The organism is Haloarcula quadrata, assembly GCF_003634715.1.
Classification (GTDB): Archaea; Halobacteriota; Halobacteria; order Halobacteriales; family Haloarculaceae; genus Haloarcula; species Haloarcula marismortui.
Window position 1 is genome coordinate 1 of the sequence record NZ_RBWW01000002.1, and the last position, 19,197, is coordinate 19,197.

Below are 19,197 nucleotides of genomic sequence, written 5' to 3' on the forward strand. Positions count from 1 at the left end.
TTCTATCCGGTGTTCAAGGTCGACTACGAGTACGAGACCGGGAAGGGGAAGCTGCTCGGGACGACGACGAAGTCTGAGACAGCGTTTCTCGACGGACTCTGGGCGGACAACGACCGGGCCGTCTCGCAGTACGTCGACGACACCGACGCGGTGGTCCGCCGAGCGACCAGCGACTACGATTTCGGCCGCAGCGACCCGGTGCTTGGCCGCTCTGTCCTGCTGCAGTTTCAGGTCACTGACGACGACGCCCGGTCGCTACTGCCCCAGCGCGTTGCGGAGTACCGCGACCAGCAACAGGACGCCGCCTCTGGCACGGCCAACGTATTCCTCCGGAAACTGCGTGAGTCCTACGGCCTGCCCGGAGATTTCGACCCCGACGGGTTCGACGGCGTGACCGGTGTCGACCGCCTGTATCTCCCCTTCTGGCTCGCCGAGTACCACTCGCCCGACAGCACGGACGTCAAGCTCGTCACGTTCCGGGACCCAGACGCCTCGACCGAGGAGCTACAGCGCCACGGCTGGCTCGCGGAGTTTTTGAGCGCCGAACCCCGCCGGCTGGCCGAGTACGGCTACGAGGTCAACCCGGACCGCCTCGAACGGAACATCCGGGAGCGGATCGACCAGTCCGACGAATCCGGCACGGCCGGGATGGGCGGCGATTCTGGCTCCGACAGCACCGACGGCGCGCCCTCGATAAACCGCGAGCGGCCCCTCGGACGACGGGACGGTGGTCCAGCCCGACGGCGTCGACATGGAAGCCGACGGTCTGGTCGACCCGGACCCATCCCGGAGCTTCGCCGACGTGGGCGGGATGTCCGAGCTACTGGAGACGCTCAACCACAAGGTCGTCCGGCCGTTGCAGGACCCGAGCGCCTTCGAGGAGTACGGCATCGGCGTCGTCAACGGCGTCCTGTTGCACGGCCCGCCCGGCTGTGGGAAGACCCATGTCGCCGGCGCGCTCGCGGGTGAGGTCGACCACGCCTTCATCGAGGTCACGCCGGCCGACGTGACGAGCAAGTACATGGGCGAACCCGCACAGAAGGTCGAAGAACTGTTCCAGATCGCCCGCGCGAACGCGCCTTGTATCCTCTTTATCGACGAAATCGATGGCATCGCCGGCGCACGCGACGGTGACAGCAACATGAACAGCAGCGAGCAACAGCTGGTGAACCAGCTGCTCACCGAACTCGAAGGCATCGCAGACGAGGACGTGGTGGTGCTCGGGGCGACGAACCTCGTCGAAGACGTGGACGACGCCATCCGCCGCTCGGGCCGGTTCGACGAACGAGTCGAGGTCCCGCCACCGGACCCCCAAGCTCGCAAGCAGATTCTGGAGATTCACCTCGCTGGCCGACCCACTGCGGACGACATCAACCTTGACCCCGTCGTCGAGGAGACGGCCGGCTTCGCGGCCAGCGACATCGAACTTCTCGCCGAGGACGCCGCCCGAAAGGCGTTGCGGGCGGATGCCCCGATCGGGACGGACCATCTGCTGCAGGCTGCCACAGAGACCGACACCAGCATCCCGGACTGGGTGGACCCCGAGATGGTCGCCGAGAATGGCGTCGTCCAGCCCGACGGCGTCGACCTGCAGGCCAGTTCGCTGGTCGAGACTGACCCGGGACGCGACTTCGCCGACGTGGGCGGGATGGGCGAACTGAAGGACCGGCTCGAAGACACGGTCCTCGACCCACTGGAGAACGCCGACGCCTACGCCGAGTACGGTATCGACGTGCTCTCCGGGCTGTTGCTGTATGGCCCGCCCGGCTGTGGGAAGACCCATCTCGCCGGCGCGCTCGCGGGTGAACTCGGGCATAGCTTCGTCGAAATCAGCCCCGCGGACGTGACGAGCAAGTGGATGGGCGAGCCGGCCCGCAACGTCGCCGAGGTGTTCGAGGTGGCCCGCGCGAACGCCCCCTGCGTGCTGTTCATCGACGAGATCGACGGTATCGCCGGCTCTCGGCGCGGCTCGATGAACACAAGCGAGCAACAGTTGGTCAATCAGCTGCTCACCGAACTCGAAGGCGCGGCGGCCGACGACATCGTCGTGGTTGCGGCGACGAACTTCGTCGAGGACATCGACACGGCGCTACGGCGCTCGGGCCGCTTCGACGAGCGCGTGGAGGTCCCGCCGCCGGATGCCAAGGCTCGCAGGCAGATACTAGAGATCCACCTGCAGGACCGGCCCGTTGCCGGCGACATCGACTGGGATGCCATCGTCGAGCCGACGGCTGGCTACGCCGCCAGCGACCTCGAACTCGTCGCCGAGGACGCGGCTCGCCACGCCTTGCGAGACGGCTCGGAAATCACGCAGGAGCACCTCGAAATCGCCGTCCGGGAGACCCATTCGAGCATTGCCGACTGGGACGACCGCGACCGCTATCAGGGGGCTGAGGCACCGCGGACCTGGGGCTCGGGCCCTGAGGACGGCTCACTCTAGCTCCTCGTCGAGGGCCACAGCAACCCGCTCGGTGAAGGCCGGTGACTCGACAAGCGCGCCCGCGGCCTCTATGTCCTCGTGGACCGGGCGGTCAGCCGTCAGCTTTGGGACCACCGCGCGGACAGCGTCGTAGGCCTCGGCCGACCCGACGCCCAGTTCGAGGTCGTTGTCGACGAAAGTCGGCGGCCTGCGCCCCACAGCACAGCTCGACGCCGAGAATCGCGGCGGCGTTTCGCGCCGTTTTCCGGGCCAGATAGGCCGACTGCGCGCTCATGCTGACGTGGTCCTCCTGATTGCCGCTGACAGGGGTGTTGTCCATCGAGGGCCGGCCGAAGGACCGACATTCGTTCAACAGCGCCGCAGCGGTATACTGGGCAATCATGTAGCCCGAGCGGACGCCGCTTCGCTCGGTGAGAAACGGTGGGAGGTGTGGCTCCTGCAGAGTGGGGTTGAGCATCCGGTCGGTCCGGCGCTCCGAGATGGCTGCGAGTTCGGTGAGCGCGTTCGTCAGATAGTCGAGACGCATAGCGAGTACCGCGCCGTGGAAGTTCCCGCCGGACAGCACGCCCGCGCTATCGGAGCCGAGGCCCGGTCGTCGACGCTCAACAACGCCTGCCTCGCGGCCCGCCTCTCGTCGGTCGCTCCCGCTCGCTTTGGTTCGAGGACTCAACTACGCTCGGCCTCGCGGGGGAACACCAGCGGATTGTCGGGTCGCGCTGTTGAGTTCCACCTTCGACGCCTCCCGGAGGTGGGCGACAGCGTCACGGACTTGCGCCGTGGACCTGCGGCAGGCAGCGCATCGCATAGGCGTCTTGCACGCGGTCGCAGTTGCGGTGGACTCGACCACATCGGAGTCGCCGTCAGCCGCCCGGATGTTTCGCGCACTCGCGTGCCTGGCCGCGTGGGGGCGGACGTCGGTGATGGCTTCGTGGGACGGTACTGTTGAGGAGAGGGTCAACCTCCGTCGTGAGCGCGCCAGCGATGTCGGCGGCAAGTGACCAGTCCGCTCAGCGTCGTCGAGCAGGAAGCGCGGCGACGCCGACGGTCAGTTGCGTCCCGTTGAATGAGCGCCAAGCCCCTCCTTTGCCCGGAGCGATCACCGGTTCGAGTGCCGACTGCGTCGAGCGCCTCGTCGCCCGGGGAAGTCGGTCCCCCATTCGACCTCGGCTTCCCCCTCCCCGTATGAGCACCAAGCCGGACATATGGTTGCGAGCGAGGGCGAAGGTCAACCGCTCAGCACCGGTAGGCTGCCCCCGCGACGAGGACTGACCGGGGTGGACCCCCGCGTGCGAGCATCGCCCCACCAGCAGGATCGGACGACGGACTCACGGATGGCACTGAATATCCCCTTCGCCAGCGGTGTCGCCCCGTGTGGACTAATCATCGCCCGGACTTCCTCGGTCGTCAACTCCCGCCGACCGCGGCGGGCGTGGCTCCGCAGGAGGTTCCGCTGGAGGGCATCGAGGGTCCTCGCGTGGGGATGCGCTCGTCGACGGAGGGTCGCCGAAACCGGTGGTTGACGCCGTACACCCGCCTCGCGCTGTCCAGCACGCTCTCGACGCGCTCGCGGGACTCGCGGGATTCGCTCGCGGGCGGTGTCGGCAACGGTGACGGTCGCGCCGTTCCGGGCGACGGCGACCACGTCGGCGGGTGTGAGAGATTCGCCGTTGAAGGACGACTTCGGCGGTCATGGTTGCACCTCCCGCGTCGTATGATCATGTGTGGGGTGCTGACGACCGAGCCGTCTTTTCAGGGACGGCGTCGACGACGTTGGTCCCGTACTGGTAGGGAATGTGGACGTGACTCGGCGCGGCAAGGACTACGGCGTCTCCGGGCGCGCCCTCCCGGAGCGTCCCCAGTCCGTCGGTCCTGTCCAGCGCAAGCGCGGCGTGTTTCGTTCCAGCGATTAGCGCTTCGGCCGGCGTCAGTCCCATCTCGACGCAGGCCAGCGACAGCGCAAAGCCCATGCTGTGGCTGTGGCAGTTCGGATTGAAATCCGTCGCTACCGCGACGGGCGCACCCCGGTCGCGGAACGCCGTCGCGTCCGCGTACGCTGCGTCGAGACCGAACGCCGTTCCGGGGAGCAACACCGGCGTTACGGCAGCGTCGACAAGCGCGTCAATGTCTTCGCCGGTCGCGTGCAGGAGGTGGTCGGCACTGGCCGCGCCCACGTCCGCCCAACTGCGTCCCGCCGATGTGGGCCAGTTCTTCGGCGTGGACCTTCGGCGTCAGCCCGGCGGCTGCGCCGCTTCGAGGACCCGTCGGGACTGCGCGACCGAGAAGACGCCCTCCTCACAGAACACGTCGCAGAACTCGGCGATGCCCTGTGACTCGACCGCTGGAACCTGCTCGTCGACGACCGCCGCGGTGTAGTCGTCTGTGTCCCACCCCTCGGGGACCGCGTGTGCGCCCATGAATGTCGGGACCACGTCGACGGGATGGACCGCGTCAGCGCTGTCGATAACCCGGAGCATGTAGCTCTGTCTCCGTGTCGAGCCCGTAGCCGGACTTCACCTCGACTGTCGTCGTCCCGTGGGCGAGCATTGTGTCGAGATGGGCCAGCAGGTTCGACAGCAGCGTTTCCTCGTCGGCGTCCCTGACCGCCCGGACCGTTCGGAGGATGCCGCCGCCTTCGGCGAGGATGTCCTGATAGGGCTGTGTTGAATCGCCATAAGGCGGTGGAATTCACTGTTTGACGGCACGTTTGATGTTATAGACGACACACATCAGGGCGATTTCTCGGAACTCACGAAACCAGGAACGCGCTCGCACGGCGAAGCCGAGCGAGCGCTTCACGGCCGAATTAACGGTCTCAGTCATAGAGCGCTGATTGTAGCGTTGTTTGTCGATTCTGGCGTTGTGAGCGTGGTCGTAGGGAGCGAAGATGCGGTGCTTGATGAGCGGTCTGATGCCGAGTTCACGCAGTGCTTTACGGAGCGCTTGCTTGTCGTAGCCTTTATCGGCCGCTAGAGACCGCAGATCGCCCGCGTTCCGGCGGACGATCTGCTCAGCGAGGTCTGCGTCGCTTCCTTCCCGAGTCGTTGAGCAGTGTACGTCAAGGATTGCTTGGGTCTCTGTATCGACGAGTTTCGTGACTTTCAGCTTCTGGACGCGGTAGCTTATGCGCTGGCAGTAGTGACGGCTCGCTGCTGAGCGTTCGTAGAATGTAGCGTCGATAGCAGCGTGTTTCGATGGGTCGTGCAGCTGCGCCGACTGGCGCAGCAACACTCGGCAGACGCTCATTTCGATTCGGTCGAACGCTTTACACAACGTAGATGGAGAGGGGAGATCGGCCGCGCTGAGGCCGATCTCCCCGATTATTTGTGGCATCTCTTTGAGCAGGTCAATCGTCATCCGGTAGGATGTATCAAGATAGATCCGCAGACAATGCAGGGAAACGATGGCATAGTCGGCGAATCCGCCGCCGCCTTCCGGGGCGGCGGATTCGTCTCCATCACCGGTAACAACTTGAGCAATCGGCACAATCTCACCAGTGAAGCGGGAGATTTGTGTCATAGGCAACCGAATCATCCCGCTTCAACTCCTTTGATTTAGCGACCTATCCCGACGCCGTCTAGTGATTCAACAGAGCCGCTATGACCGATACTCTGGAACTTGCGAGTAGTAGTGTCCCACAGTGCAACCATCAGGATTATATTGTGTTGTTCATATCTGTTGAATATCAGGCAGGAATGAGTGTGTCTTCCTGCTCCTCTTGTGCGTCTGGTGAGAGATGGAGACCACTCTAATAATACCTGTACGCCTGTTATCTGAACACTCCGCAGATGTCGCATTACGAAACAAAGCAGCGGTGCTATCTTAACAGCTCTCAGCTATGAGAGTTCATTTAGGAAGTGATTCCGCCTTGCTAGCTACTTCTGGCGGTTGTCCGAATAATTTCACATTATGAAACAAACTCTTGTCCTCGCTCGTGGGGAGAGAATATTGAATACTACGCAAGCGCTCATCGGATAGCATCAAATCGTACATTGAGTTTAGCACCTGAGTTACAGCACACCCGTTGTATGTGCATATCTGGTCCAAAGAGTTGTATTCTCCCCAGGTACGCGCATTAAAAATAATTTTAATTGTCTTTGAGACAGGTATGAATGGGTCGACCTGTTGTAGAGATATTTATACCAATGGATATCATTCGGTCAAAATACTTTCCGTGCGTTTAGGTGTAAATTGCTGCTAAGCAGGTAGAGATAAGCTGCTGATCGCAAAATACGAGTAGGGGAACCCCGGCGTAGTGTCTTCAGTACTGCCAACCTCGAAGCTACCGGGTGACAACGATGCGTTGGATTACGCAGTTACTATCGGTGGGCTACGAGGGACTAACTCCGCCGACCGATTCTTTCGCGGGGCGTTATCGCTCGCGCCAGTGACTACGTCTGGGAGTACTCATCAACCCATTCCTGCAACGTGATACCCATCGTTGACTGCGTAATCGCGTTCGAGGACGCGGAGTTTGCACTCTTGACGAGTTCGGCTTCCAGTGTCCGCGTCGGAATCTCGCCGATAAAGTGCGGAATCGCTCGCTGGACCGCCAGCGGACAGCCGACTTCGTGAGCAAGCGCATAGCCCGACAGGGAGTGTGGGATCTCTTCGGTTGCGTATCTTGGGTCTGGGTCGAGTAGCTTCTCGTCCTCGACAAAGTCAACGTACTCATAGCACTTTCCGACATCGTGGAGTAATGTCGCCGCGACGATGACGTCGATATCGGGGTCGGCTCCGTGGAACTCCTGCTGTTCGATAGCGGATTCCCGCGCAATTTTGGTGACACCGCGGACGTGCCTGACGTTGGTTACCTCGTGGATATTCCACGCATAGGGAATGTCCATAATGTCGCGCCAGCCGCCTCGGTCGAGCGCGAGTGTCCACGCTTCGATGACTTGCTACGAAGGTCGTCCGATGAGAGATGTAATCGAGTTCCGGGAACGCCTGCGTGACCTGCTCCTCGTAATCGGGCATACTACCCCTCGTCCTTGACGAGCTGTTCCTGTCCGATAAACCGGGGCCGCTCGTCGATAGCCAGGAAGTTATTCACGTCCTCGCGGGCCGCTTTCGCTTTGCCTCTGTCCGGTGCGTAGTCCCGTGAGCCTTCGCTACCGAGAGCGTCGTATAGCTTCTCAATATCGTCGAAATAGAGTTCGGCGACACCGTCGAACTCGGCGTTCTCGGGGTCTGTTGGGATGACCGTGTTGTACTTGACGACGCCCTCGATTTCGCGGGCAATCGGCGTATGGTTGGTCTGCCAGTAGTCGACGAACTCCTCGTGGTCATGTCGTCCTGTCGGACGAGAAACGCCGAGTGCTTGTAGAGACCGTCAGTGTCGCCGTCGACCTCGTCTTTCTGGACGATTTCTTCGCCGATAATACGCGGCCGTTCCTCGACAGCGAGGAAGTTGTTCACGTCCTCGCGGGCCTTTGCGGCGATTCTCCTTGGTGGGGTCATTAGTCCCGGGAGCCGGGGCTACCCAGATGCCTCGTGCAGGTCCTCAAGCGTCTCGAAGTTACAGTTCCGCCAATTCCGTCAAACTTCGGCGTGTGCTGGGTTTTGTTGGCAGGACTTGTTGATAGCGAACCACGCCCTCGATGTCTTTTTGGCAATCGGGCGTGTGATTGGCCTGCCAGTAATCAACGAAATCCTCGTGAGACATATCGTCCTGGTCTGACTAACAGGGCTACATGCTTGTACATCATCAACACATTTCTGACCTATGAGTATAAAAGCTAACGTTGTTGCCTGTCAGAATATTTGGGTCACTAAAGATTAATGTATGCATGACGCTGAATATTGAACTGATATGGATGCAGTCAACCCAGCCACAGGCGAGCGGCTAAACGTGTACGACCTTGATGACGACGACCGCAGTCGAACGGAAACTGGACCGTTGCCACGTCGACGTTCGAGGACTGGCGTGAGGTCCCATTGCGCAAGCGGCGAGCAATTGCTGGTAAACCGCCGGTGAGGTTTCTACGAGAGAACAAACAGCGGTACGCTGAACTGATGACCCGGGAGATGGGGAAACCAATCACGCAAGCCGTCGCTGAAGTCGAAAAGTGTGCTTGGGCGTGTGACCATACGCCGAATACGCACACAAGTATCTTCCGAGGAGCACCACCCCAGTCCACCCGGGGACAGAGGTAAAGACAGTCCATGACCCGCTCGGACCAGTGCTTGCAGTGATGCCCTGGAACTACCCCTTCTGGCAGGTCATTCGCTTTGCTGCACCCTATCTCACTGCCGGCAACGTTGGCCTCCTCAAACACGCCTCAAACGTCCCCGGCTGTGCGCTCGCACTTGAGGAAGTGTTTGCTGAAGCCGGCTATCCTGACGGCGCGTTCCAGACGCTGATGGTTGGCTCCAGTAACGTTGACGGCATCCTCGCAGACGACCGTGTCCGTGCGGCGACGTTGACCGGAAGTGGCCCTGCTGGCCGTGCCGTCGCCGAAACCGCCGGCAAACACCTGAAAAAGAACCGTACTGGAACTCGGTGGGTCTGACCCGTTTATCGTCCTTGACGACGCAGACCTCGATGCGGCCCTCGAAACTGGGGTGCAAGCACGGACGCTGAACGGTGGCCAATCGTGTATCGCCGCCAAAGCGCTTTATTGTTCACACAGACGTCTACGATGAGTACGTTGATCGACTCGTCGCTGCCTTCGAAGGCCTCACTGTCGGCGACCCGATGTCCGACGAAACTGATGTCGGTCCACAGGCCGACCCTGGGCCTCATGGCCGAACTCCACGACCAGGTACAGGCCAGCGTCGACGCCGGAGCAACGCTGTTGACCGGGGGCGAGCCGCTTGACCGGACCGGCGCGTTCTACCCACCGACAGTACTGACTGATGTCCCTTCAGGATGCCCTGCCGACACAGAGGAGACATTCGGACCAGTGGCGACCGTCTACGGAGGTTGCCGATGCGGAGGAAGCAATCGCAGTCGCAAACGACACCCGGTTTGGCCTTGGTGCAAGCCTCTGGACAGCGACCGAGAACGCGGCCAGCGGCTGGCACGAGATATTTCCGCGGGCTGTGTCTACATCAACGAGATGACCAAATCCGACCCGCGAGTCCCGTTCGGCGGCATCAAGGGACGCTGGCTACGGCCGTGAACTCTCGGAGATGGGAATCAAAGAGTTCGTCAACAAAAAGACGGTCTGGGTCGAATAACCACCGCAGTTGATACTGGACGGTACTTCTATTGCTGGCGTGCCCGGTTTTGACGTGATGGCAGCAACGTACGGTCGGTAGCGATCCGTGTGGCAGGACAAAGCTTCTTGTTTCAAGGGGCGTTATGTAGGTGCATGGAGTTAGCTATCTTAGGCGGAACTGGTGACATTGGTGAGGGACTCGCGATGCGGTTTGCCGCCGATACGGACCATGCGATTACGATCGGCTCGCGGGACGCTGCAAAGGCCGGCGAGCGAGCCAGAGCGTACGAAGAACGATTATCCGATCACGGTGTCGAGACTGAAATCGACGGGACGGATAACAGTAGCGCCGCGGCCAGTGCAGACGTGGTTATCTTGGCCATTCCACCACATCACGTCGGCGATACAGTTGAAGCACTGGCAGAAGATGACGTGCTCTCAGACCAACTGCTCATTAGCCCCGCCGTCGGAATGAACGGCGATGGGGATGGACTTCACTACCGACCACCGTCGACAGGGAGCGTTACTGAGTTTGTCGCGGAGCGAGCCCCTGAATCTGTTCCAGTGGCCGGCGCGTTCCACAACCTTGCAGCGGACCGGCTGGCAGATCTAGAGGCCACGCTCGATGTAGATACGCTGGTGGTCGCGGATGACCCGACGATCAGCGAGCGAGTCGTGGCGCTAACTGCTGACCTCGCAGGTATCCGGCCTATCCCTGCTGGGCCGCTATCGAACGCTACGGAGGTCGAGAGTCTGACGCCACTGCTCATCAATATCGCTCGATACAACGAGGATATGCACGATGTCGGTGTGAGCTTTACGTAGACTCCGGCAGCGGTTCTGTCCTCCGCCGTGATTCAAGTAGTGTCGTCGTGCGGCTGATTGTGTGCTTGTATTGCCTGTGTCCGCAAACAGTCACAAACAGACAGGGAAGTATTTCACCGCGCGTTGTCGATTTCGTCGATCGCGTCGGGGTTCTCGATACTTGAGAGGTCCCCCAGTTCTGCGCCCTCGTAGACATTCTGAATGATTCGCCGTACAATTTTTCCCGACTGGGTCTCCGGAAATTCATCGACGAAGCGGACTTCACGCGGACGGAACGGCTTGCCAAGCGCTCTCCCGACTTGCGCGCGCAGCGCCTCGCGAAGGTCCGCTGACTCCTCGAACCCCTCGTTGAGGATGACATATGTGACAACTGCAGTCCCCTTCGTTTCGTCGTCCGCACCGATCGCAACAGCGGCGTTGACCGCATCGTGTTCGATAAGTGTACTCTCGACCTCGGCCGGGCCGACCTTCCGACCGGCGACGTTGAGGACATCGTCTGAACGACCGTGCAAGAACCAGAACCCGTCTTCGTCTTTCTGTGCCCAGTCACCGTGGTCCCACATATCGCCGAACCGCGACCAGTACTCCGCAAGATACCGCTCGTCACCACTCCACAGCGACTTTGTCATCGACGGCGCTGACGATTGACAGACCAGATACCCCTTCTCGTTGTCTTCGGCAACGGATTCCCCCTGTGCATCGACAACGTCGATGTCCATGCCGAGCGCCGGGCCACCAAGCGTCCCCGGCTTCAGCGAATGCAGCGGCGTCGGCTGGAGGAAACAGCCGAAGATCTCCGTTCCGCCGGAGATGTTCATAATTGGTGTCGTGCCGTCGCCGACGTTCTCCAGAAACCACTCCCAGGAATCTGGGTCCCACGGCTCACCAGTCGAACCCAGCAGGCGCAACGTCGAAAGGTCGTGGCCCTCCAGCCACTCGTCGCCGTGTTTCTGTAGCGAACGGATCGCTGTCGGTGAAATCCCAAACACCGACAGATTGTGGGTGTCGATCATTTCCCAGAACCGGTCCGGCTCGGGATAGTCGGGGGCCCCCTCATACAGGAAGACGGTGCCACCGTGGACGTGATTGCCGATCAGCGTCCACGGCCCCATCATCCAGCCGATGTCCGAGACCCAGAAAAACCGGTCTGCGGGCTTGTGGTCGAAGGAAAAGAAGATTTCTTTCGCCGGTTGGACGAGCCCGCCAGCGTGTGTGTGGACGATACCCTTCGGTTTGCCTGTTGTCCCGGATGAGTACAGCAGCATCGACTCGTGGTCGGCGGGGAGCGACTGGGTCTCGTACTCATCAGATTGGGACCCGACTGCGTCTGCCCACCATTCGTCACGGTCTGAGTCCCACGAGAGCCCAGACTCCGTAGAACCAAGCCGATTATAGACAATGGTGTGTTCGACGTGGCCGGCCGCTTCGATAGCCTCGTCAGCGGCCGATTTCAGGTCGATTTCGCTGCCCCGGCGGTAGAAGCCATCGCCGGTGAACAGGACTGAACACTCGGCGTCTTCGATACGGGTTGCTGTCGCGTCGACCCCGAAGCCGGAGAAAATAGGGACAGCAATCGCACCGACTTTGAAACAGCCATACAGCAACGGAACGATTTCCGGGACCATCGGCATATACAGCCCGACGGTGTCACCGGGTCCGATACCGCGCGCTTCGAGTGCATTGGCAATGCGATTGGCCTGCTGGTGGAGCTCGTGGTAGGTTATCTCACGGACTGTCCCGTCCTCACCTTCCCAGAGTGTCGCGATTGTATTTCGGTTCGCAGCGTCGGGGGCTGCATGACGGTCAACGACGTTGTGGGCGATGTTGAGTTCCCCGCCGACGTACCAGTCCGTGAACTGCGGGCCGTCTGTGTCATCGCGGACCTGCTCGTACTCCTCGTAAAACTCTAGGTCGAGATAGTCGACTATCTCATCCCAGAACCAGTCCAGTCCGGATGCCGGTTCACCGTCGATATCGGTGACCGTCCGCCTGTGGAGTTCTTCGAACTCCTCGATGCCGTGCTTTTGCATGAACGCGTAGACGTTGCTCTCGGTCACGAACGTCTCGCTCGGTTCGTACCGTACCTCGTCGAGTGCTGTGAGTGAATCTGACATTGGGATTAGTGGCTGTGACGATGTCCAGAAGCTGTTTAGTTGCTGCAGTCGAGCTACCCCGTCTTGTAGACGCCGCGTGCATCCGCGACCTGTGTATCGTCTTCGGCGTACACTTCGACACTGACGACGCCAACATCACCACCGTGACGAACCACATCCGCTTCCGCTCGGAGGTCCCCTGTCCCGGCTTCGAGGTAATCGATTCGCATATCGATGGTCGGCACCGGCTGGTCGACGAGCGACACCAGAGCGGCCCCACCAACGGTGTCCGCGAGCGTGAACGTAACGCCGCCGTGGGCCATTATCTGCTCTTCGTTCCACGACAGTTCTTCCCGCATCTCGATATGGCCTTCGGCGTGCCCGTTATCGACAGTGGTTATCTCGATATCGAGCAGGTCGGCAAACGGCATGTTCTCGAAGAATGCTTCGATGTCCATTCTCATCAATTCGGTTCTTCACCTGGGGAAATAAATATTGGTGTTCACGGGGTCCGAAACACACGGTCGACACTTAGGGGGTCACTGGTGCTCGTGGTGTCTCAGCCCTTCCGGGTTAGACAGCATCTGACGGTTCAACAGTCACCGACACGACGTATCAGTCTTAGCTGATCTTCGGCTGCACCTCTTCTCCGAGGCGTCGGATACACTCGGCCATCTCCTGTGTTCCGGTTCCGGGGTGGTACGTCCGGAAGATGAAGTGAATGTCGTCGCCCAGTGCCTCGCGGTACGATTCAAGTTCCGCCGTGACCTGGTCGGGTGTCCCGAAGATAGCCTGTTCTTTGAGTTCCTGTTTGCGCTCTTCGTCGAGTTCTGCAACCGTCTCGCCGGAGAATATCTCCTCGTACCGGCGCTGGATGTAGAGGTAGCCGTCGCGCATCTGCGCCCATGCGTCTTCGCGGGAGTCACCGATGAACCCGTGCTGGAGGACATACACCTGAAAGTCGCCCTCGATATCCTCGTCGTCACGGACGTTTCGGATGTCTTCGACGCGCTTCCGGACGCCATCGACTGACAGCGACGACGGGGCACACCATGCGTCAGCGGTCCGGGCAGCCCGCCGGACGGCAGGCCGAGAGGCCCCACCGAGCATGAGGGGGACGTCGTGTGCAGGTTTCGGTGTCACAGTGACGTCCGACGAGATGTCGTGGAATTCCGGCTCGTAGTCGAGCGGCCCGTCGGACCAGGCACCGCGAAGCGTGTCGACCGCATCGGCTAGCCGTTCAGCCCGTTCGTCGTCGGGAATTCCGAAGGCGTCAAACTCTGAGACGTTGGACCCGATTGCCATCCCGAGCGTCGTTCGGCCACCGGATATCTGGTCCACGGTTGCGATATCTTCGGCGAGTCGGATTGAATCATACAGCGGCGCGAGTGCGATACAGGAGCCGATTTCGATGTTGTCGGTGACTGCAGCTAACGCCCCGAGCGCCGGTGTGACGCCCGACAGATAGTCGTCGTCGAGGAAGTGATGCTCTGAGACCCAGGCGCTATCGAGCCCCGCGTTGTCGATAACTTCTCCCAGTTCGAGCATTTCGTCGTAAATCTCGCTGGTTTCGCGGTCGTCGTCCGGGCGCTGCTGACAGGTAAACAGGCCTGTTCCCAGTTGCATAAATTCCCGTTACGGCGCGACCGACTTAACGGTAGTGGCACGCCAGCGACCAGACAATGCGTGAAATCGGCCAAGATGCCTGCCAGTCAGTAGTCTATCCGCGTGATCTCCGAAACGGGCCATTCGCTGAGGATCTCAACGCCGTTCTCGCGGACAACGACCATCTCTTCGACGCGGACGCCCTGCCGCTCTGCGGGTTGCATCGTCTCGACAGCCATCGTCATACCCTCCTCGATCTCGATCGGGTGGTCCGGGGAAAGTCCACGCCAGATGAGCGGGGTTTCGTAGAGCTGCAGCCCCAGCCCATGGGCCCAGTGGTTGGTCGTCATCTGCCAGAACTCGTCGGCGTCGTACCAGTCCATATGCTCGCCGTCTCTGTCGGGGAAGCCCTTGCATATCTCGTCGGTCGTGGCCCCCGGCTCGATCCGTTCAAGGACGTCATAGAGGTCGTCACGAGCTTTTTCGTAGGCGTCTTTCTGTGCCTGCGTCGGTTCGCCCATGCTGAAGGTCCGGTAGTAACAGGAACGATAGCCCAGATAGCCGATGTTGTAGAAATCAGCGTACACGAGGTCGTTCGGTCGAATCATCCGGTCGGTCGTGTTCGCCTGATGCTTCGGCCAGGTGTTCGGGCCGGAGGTGACGTAGCCACCCTGGGCCATTGCGCCGTGTCCCCAGAGTTCGCTGACCGCATCGCCCCACACTTCTGACTCGCGCTTGCCTGGCCTGGCACTCTCTGTAATCTTCTGGAAGCCTGCCTCACAGATGGCAGCGACCTGTCGCAGACACTCTATCTCGTCACGGGTTTTGGTCTTCCGCGCGTCGAGCATGATATCGGTCGCCGCGCTGGTGTCGACATCGACGCCGCGGTTTTCGAACTTCTCAATAAGCGTCCCGTTCCCCACGTCGATGCCCATCGGCTCCCGATCGACACCGTACTCCTCCATGGCCGTATACACCGTCTCCGCCATCTTATCCTTGAGCCAGTCGCGTGCAGAAGCGCTGCCTGACGCCCGGGGAACGTTGCCGAGTCCCGGACAGGCATACCGGATGTCGTCGAGCCAGGGACAGTTGAACCGCTGGTTCGATGCGTGGTCTGCGGTGTCCCAGTGGACCACATCGCCGTCTTCGGTCAGGAGTGTGTAGTGGTCTGCCCCGCTCCCGCCAGTCATCGCCAGCCCAGTGACATACCGGACATTCGGGTCATTGATCAGCAGCATCGACCCCAGTTCGGAGTCCTGCAGTCGGTCGAGGGCACGTTCTTTTCGCTCGCGTCGCATCCGCTTGACGTCGATCCGTTCTTCCCAGTCGACGGCCATGGTGCCACGCGTTCCTTCCATGAAGTCGCGCTCGTACATCACATATGCGTACAGGCAGGTCCCTAATCAAACACTGGGTTCACTCTGGCCGAGACGAGACAGACGCGACTCTCACCGTACGCACGTCACACAGCGACGGCGGAACTGCTGTATCAGAGCGAGTCGAGCCCGTTCTCTTCCCGGAGAGTGTTGATGTAGGACCGGAACCCGGATTCGAGGTCGTACTGGACCTCGTAACCGAGGTCCTCCTGTGCGGCGGTCATATCGAGATTCTGGGTCCAGGGGAGTTCGCCCTCATCAGAGACCGCAAGGTCGGCATCCGGGACGATTTCCCGGACAGCGTTGGCGGCTTCACGGATCGTCGCGAGGACGCCGCGGACGTTGTAGATGCGCTGGCTGAGGTCGTCTTCGTCGACAAACGTTGCCTTCCGGAACGCCTGTGCAATATCGCGTGCGTGTTGCCAGTCGATAACCTGGTCGCCGTATTCGACGCTGAACGGTTCGCCGAGTGCCGGCTTCTCGATGATGCTTGCGAGAAACGCCGACCCACCGGTTTCGCGGTAGGGGCCGTACGCGACTGTCGGACGGAGTCCAACGTGGTCGACCCCGTAATCCTCGTGGTAGACACGAGCCTGATGTTCGTTGTACTCCTTGGTTGCGCCGTAGAGCGTATCCGGATAGACGAGTTCGTTCTCGTCAACGTACTCGGCAGCGTAGTTGTGTGGCGGCGCGTACACTGCAGCGCTGGAGGCCCAGGTGACACGCTCGATCTGGTCGTCAAGAGTGCGTGCGGCCTCGAAGACGTTGTTCGTCCCTTTGATATTGACATCGAGGCCAGCCCGCGGGTTGTCCCGTGCTGTGTTCGTCAGCAGTGCCGCGAGGTGAACGATGTGTGTCGTCCCCGTCTCCTTGACGGCACGAATCACGTCCGTCGCCTCGGAGACATCCCCACGCCGGATGGTCACATCGTCGGCGACACCCAGCTTCGAGAGGATGTGGTCGTCCGTCGAGAGGTCGTAGGCAACGACGTCGTGTCCGTGTTCGATGAGATCCTCGACGACGTACGAGCCGAGGAAGCCGGTTCCGCCAGTGACGAGTACCGTCGTATCTGTCATTGTTATATCAATGTGTGTTGCGTAGTTGATTTATATTCTTTGCTAAACCGTGTCTGGGAGCTCATTCGTGGAGCCCGCCCACTTCTTTGTAGAACGATGACTGGAGGGACTCGACCATCTCTTCGTCACGGTCGATGCGAACGTCGATAACGAAGGGGACATCGGCGCTGGTCCCTTCTTCGAGTGCAGTCGCAAGTTCAGCAGGCGTCACTGCCCGCGTCGCTTCAGCGCCGAACGCCTCGGCTGCTTTTACGAAGTCGGTGTCGTGGAACTCGACGCCAGCGATGTCGCCCTCCTCGTGTTGCATCTGACGAACCATCCCCAGGCTGGTGTCGTTGAGGACGACGAACGTGGGCGCGACGCCGTTCTCGACGGCTGTCTCCACGCTGGTCATCGTCATCGTGAAGCCACCGTCTCCCGCGACGGCGATGATCTCTTTCTCCGTCGTGATGGCGGCTGACACCGCAGCCGGTGTTGCCCACCCCATCGCGCCGACGCCACCGCTCCCGTAGTAGGTCCCGGTGCCCGGTGTCTGAAGGTAATTGAGTAACCAGAACCGGTTGTTCCCGGAGTCGGCGGTTACAATCGTTTCCGCATCGACGACAGCCTCGATTTCTTTGACTGCACGCTGTGGCTTGATCGGCGACGCATCCGACTCGCATTTGGGAGCATAGAATGACTCCTGCGCTGCGGCCGCACGGTCACGCGCCCAGTCGTTTCCAGCGCTCTCGGGGAGGTTCGCCGCCAGGTCATCGAGACTGTGTGCCGCATCACCGATGAGTGCCACATCTGCGGGGTAAACCCAGCCGGCGTTGCGTGTGTCGATATCTGCGTGGATGATGGTCTGTTCGTCGGGCCGGATGAACTCTGGGGACTGCCAGTTGGTGTCCATTGGGTTCATGCGACAGCCCACGACGAGGAGTACGTCCGCTTCACTGACGACCTGATTTGCACCCTCGTGACCGAAGGAGCCGATAACACCCGCAGCCAACTCGTGGGTTTCTGGGAACGTCGACTTGCCGAGATAGGAAGTCGTGACGACGGCATCAGTCGCCTCCGCGACAGTTTCAAGCTGGTCGTAGGCGTCGGCGGCGTGAACCCCGTTGCCGGCGATGATAACCGGCCGGTCAGCCTCGCTCAACGCTGTAATCGCTGTTTTGACATCCTCGCGGGCCGGTCGCGATTCCCAGTTTTGTACCTGATCGTGGCCGTCCCAGACCGGCGGGATCGGATCTTCGGGCATCTCCTCGGTGACGGCGTCGCCATCAAGGATAATTGCCGTTGGCCCCGGCCGGCCAGCAGTCGCGTGTTTGAACGCGAGCTGGAGGCTGCGTACTGTCTCCGTTGGTGAGCGCGGGAACCAGTTTTCCTTGGTGTAGGCATCGAGCGCAGATGGAAGGTCCAATCCCCCGTAATCACCGCGAGCCTGCTGGTACGGCGCGAGCGTGGAATAGTCGCCACGCTCGCTGGCCTCGGTGATAACGACCATCGGTGACGAAGCGAGCTTTCCCTCCATCTGGCCGATTGCGCCGAGGCTGCCGATCCAGGGGCCTTGCCCCGCGAGGACCCCGGGGTTGCCGGTGAGTCGCCCGTGCATTTCGGCCATGACGCTGGCTTCGCGCTCATCGCGTGGTCGGACCATCTCGACATCAGCATCCGGGACGTGGTCAAGGATCTCGATGGCACGACCACCGGGATATCCGAAAACGTACTCGACGCCTTGTTCGTCCAGTTCTTCGACAAGGCGCTTTCCTGTTTCAGTCATGGGTAGTGGATTTGGGTGTCATTATCTATTGTCGCGTTACGTCCCACTGTGGGTAACTCCCAAGATATAGAGTTTGGGGTGCAACGTTGCAGTAGTCACGATTGAATAGGCGGATACTCGGGTCCTGTGAACCCAACGGCCCTACTGTGGCGTTCAAGTAAGTCGATTATGCCACAGTGCCTGTTTCCACTGCTTTCAATCGCTCTACTGTCCGTGTTCTGCAGTGTTCCACACGAGGAGCGTTCTAATAGTTGGGACAAAATATATTCCAGAATTGCAGCTGTAATTCTATATCACTATTACTACAACATTTTGTATAGATGCCCGTTATAAGCGCTCTGGATGCCTTTTCGTCTTCTGGGCGGTCAGGCTACATCTCGTAAGTTCGGATACAGTCGATGACGGATTACAGCGTTACTACTGTAACAGATATCGGTTGTGGGGTCGAAATAATGTTACAATTATATAGATGTAACAGCAGCTGTGCCCACAGAACAACCTTGTGGAATAACTACAGTTTTCTAGCAGATGCCGTTACGAATAGAGCCTATATGTGGTAGAAATGTCCGTTCTTCAACGCTGCAATGACAGCGGGAGTTTCTGAAAAGTCAATAACAGGTGGCATTCCACGATCGAACTACGTAGGAGCGGTCGAAGTGGACGTCGCCGGCCCGCCGTTCTAATAATTCGAACTCTCGGACTGTACAACCGATTTATATATTAGCGGCATCTGAGTGGTCGCCTACATAGACGGGGGTGACAACGGGACTCCGGATCTGGGACTGTCTCCCGGTACGAGAATCATCCGCCTCACACTCGGTGTCGGCGGTCCAGCGCTGGCGATCGATGTGACACTC

14 protein-coding genes and 5 pseudogenes are annotated in these 19,197 nt (G+C 60.4%); 4 read left to right on the forward strand and 15 right to left on the reverse strand.

What is annotated here, in order from left to right; all coding sequences use genetic code 11:
* A pseudogene (locus tag BDK61_RS24360) lies at positions 1-2,424 on the forward strand (AAA family ATPase); the annotation flags it as partial.
* A 7-nt stretch (positions 2,425-2,431) separates the two neighbouring features.
* Here the strand turns inward: BDK61_RS24360 and BDK61_RS24260 are convergent.
* The 3 genes from BDK61_RS24260 to BDK61_RS23905 form a co-directional block, all read right to left on the reverse strand.
* A complete protein-coding gene (locus BDK61_RS24260) occupies positions 2,432-2,554 on the reverse strand; it encodes a hypothetical protein (RefSeq protein WP_279629724.1) in 123 nt (40 codons plus the stop codon).
* Positions 2,532-3,110: an aromatic amino acid lyase gene (locus BDK61_RS23900; protein ID WP_244209866.1), complete on the reverse strand. Its 579-nt coding sequence runs from the start codon at positions 3,108-3,110 to the stop codon at positions 2,532-2,534. Before BDK61_RS23900 ends, BDK61_RS24260 begins: the two co-directional genes overlap by 23 nt.
* 91 nt (positions 3,111-3,201) lie before the next feature.
* Positions 3,202-3,258 (reverse strand): aromatic amino acid ammonia-lyase, encoded by a 57-nt coding sequence (locus tag BDK61_RS23905; protein ID WP_244209929.1) that lies wholly within the window; start codon positions 3,256-3,258, stop codon positions 3,202-3,204.
* Positions 3,259-3,273: 15 nt separating this feature from the next.
* Here BDK61_RS23905 and BDK61_RS23910 point away from each other — a divergent pair, with 15 nt between their 5' ends.
* Positions 3,274-3,438, forward strand: coding sequence for a hypothetical protein (locus BDK61_RS23910; RefSeq protein WP_244209867.1), 165 nt, complete (start codon positions 3,274-3,276; stop codon positions 3,436-3,438).
* Between the two features lie 9 nt (positions 3,439-3,447).
* Here BDK61_RS23910 and BDK61_RS23915 read toward each other — a convergent pair whose 3' ends face one another.
* From BDK61_RS23915 to BDK61_RS24365, 6 genes and pseudogenes are all read right to left on the reverse strand, one after another.
* A complete protein-coding gene (locus BDK61_RS23915) occupies positions 3,448-3,597 on the reverse strand; it encodes a hypothetical protein (RefSeq protein WP_244209868.1) in 150 nt (49 codons plus the stop codon).
* A 68-nt stretch (positions 3,598-3,665) separates the two neighbouring features.
* On the reverse strand, positions 3,666-4,082 hold the full coding sequence (locus BDK61_RS23920; protein WP_244209869.1) for an aromatic amino acid ammonia-lyase: 417 nt from the start codon (positions 4,080-4,082) through the stop codon (positions 3,666-3,668).
* A gap of 45 nt (positions 4,083-4,127) precedes the next feature.
* A pseudogene (hutI, locus tag BDK61_RS17180) lies at positions 4,128-5,092 on the reverse strand (imidazolonepropionase); the annotation flags it as partial.
* Between the two features lie 33 nt (positions 5,093-5,125).
* Positions 5,126-5,956: an IS5 family transposase gene (locus BDK61_RS17185; protein WP_121303441.1), complete on the reverse strand. Its 831-nt coding sequence runs from the start codon at positions 5,954-5,956 to the stop codon at positions 5,126-5,128.
* An 872-nt stretch (positions 5,957-6,828) separates the two neighbouring features.
* A pseudogene (locus tag BDK61_RS17190) lies at positions 6,829-7,414 on the reverse strand (HD domain-containing protein).
* Position 7,415: 1 nt separating this feature from the next.
* Positions 7,416-8,142: pseudogene (locus tag BDK61_RS24365) on the reverse strand (EthD family reductase).
* A gap of 107 nt (positions 8,143-8,249) precedes the next feature.
* On the opposite strand from BDK61_RS24365, the pseudogene BDK61_RS17200 reads away from it, so the two are divergent.
* Both BDK61_RS17200 and npdG read left to right on the forward strand, forming a co-directional pair.
* A pseudogene (locus BDK61_RS17200) lies at positions 8,250-9,619 on the forward strand (NAD-dependent succinate-semialdehyde dehydrogenase).
* A 134-nt stretch (positions 9,620-9,753) separates the two neighbouring features.
* On the forward strand, positions 9,754-10,425 hold the full coding sequence (gene npdG, locus BDK61_RS17205; protein ID WP_049919470.1) for an NADPH-dependent F420 reductase: 672 nt from the start codon (positions 9,754-9,756) through the stop codon (positions 10,423-10,425).
* A 113-nt stretch (positions 10,426-10,538) separates the two neighbouring features.
* On the opposite strand, the gene BDK61_RS17210 is transcribed toward npdG, so the two are convergent.
* The 6 genes from BDK61_RS17210 to BDK61_RS17235 all read right to left on the reverse strand — a co-directional run bounded on the left by BDK61_RS17210 (position 10,539) and on the right by BDK61_RS17235 (position 18,340).
* Positions 10,539-12,539 (reverse strand): AMP-binding protein, encoded by a 2,001-nt coding sequence (locus BDK61_RS17210; protein WP_121303959.1) that lies wholly within the window; start codon positions 12,537-12,539, stop codon positions 10,539-10,541.
* A 53-nt stretch (positions 12,540-12,592) separates the two neighbouring features.
* Positions 12,593-12,976 carry a PaaI family thioesterase gene (locus BDK61_RS17215; RefSeq protein ID WP_007188563.1) on the reverse strand — a complete coding sequence of 128 codons (384 nt, stop codon included), beginning with the start codon at positions 12,974-12,976 and terminating at the stop codon, positions 12,593-12,595.
* A 163-nt stretch (positions 12,977-13,139) separates the two neighbouring features.
* Positions 13,140-14,144, reverse strand: coding sequence for an LLM class flavin-dependent oxidoreductase (locus tag BDK61_RS17220; RefSeq protein WP_011224944.1), 1,005 nt, complete (start codon positions 14,142-14,144; stop codon positions 13,140-13,142).
* Positions 14,145-14,230: 86 nt separating this feature from the next.
* On the reverse strand, positions 14,231-15,499 hold the full coding sequence (locus BDK61_RS17225) for a M24 family peptidase (RefSeq protein WP_121303960.1): 1,269 nt from the start codon (positions 15,497-15,499) through the stop codon (positions 14,231-14,233).
* 113 nt (positions 15,500-15,612) lie between these two features.
* Positions 15,613-16,575, reverse strand: a complete 963-nt coding sequence (locus tag BDK61_RS17230; RefSeq protein WP_121303961.1) for an NAD-dependent epimerase/dehydratase family protein — start codon at positions 16,573-16,575, stop codon at positions 15,613-15,615.
* 61 nt (positions 16,576-16,636) lie between these two features.
* Positions 16,637-18,340 carry a thiamine pyrophosphate-binding protein gene (locus BDK61_RS17235; RefSeq protein WP_121303962.1) on the reverse strand — a complete coding sequence of 568 codons (1,704 nt, stop codon included), beginning with the start codon at positions 18,338-18,340 and terminating at the stop codon, positions 16,637-16,639.
* Positions 18,341-19,197 lie beyond the last annotated feature (857 nt).

What these genes read in the sequence shown, in the direction of transcription:
- BDK61_RS17230 (WP_121303961.1), bottom strand. Translation starts at nt 16,575, where the DNA reads ATGACAGATACGACGGTACTCGTCACTGGCGGAACCGGCTTCCTCGGC.
- BDK61_RS17215 (WP_007188563.1), bottom strand. Translation starts at nt 12,976, where the DNA reads ATGGACATCGAAGCATTCTTCGAGAACATGCCGTTTGCCGACCTGCTC.
- BDK61_RS23915 (WP_244209868.1), bottom strand. Translation starts at nt 3,597, where the DNA reads ATGGGGGACCGACTTCCCCGGGCGACGAGGCGCTCGACGCAGTCGGCA.
- BDK61_RS17210 (WP_121303959.1), bottom strand. Translation starts at nt 12,539, where the DNA reads ATGTCAGATTCACTCACAGCACTCGACGAGGTACGGTACGAACCGAGC.
- BDK61_RS17185 (WP_121303441.1), bottom strand. Translation starts at nt 5,956, where the DNA reads ATGACACAAATCTCCCGCTTCACTGGTGAGATTGTGCCGATTGCTCAA.
- BDK61_RS17225 (WP_121303960.1), bottom strand. Translation starts at nt 15,499, where the DNA reads ATGTACGAGCGCGACTTCATGGAAGGAACGCGTGGCACCATGGCCGTC.
- BDK61_RS17235 (WP_121303962.1), bottom strand. Translation starts at nt 18,340, where the DNA reads ATGACTGAAACAGGAAAGCGCCTTGTCGAAGAACTGGACGAACAAGGC.
- BDK61_RS17220 (WP_011224944.1), bottom strand. Translation starts at nt 14,144, where the DNA reads ATGCAACTGGGAACAGGCCTGTTTACCTGTCAGCAGCGCCCGGACGAC.
- npdG (WP_049919470.1), top strand. Translation starts at nt 9,754, where the DNA reads ATGGAGTTAGCTATCTTAGGCGGAACTGGTGACATTGGTGAGGGACTC.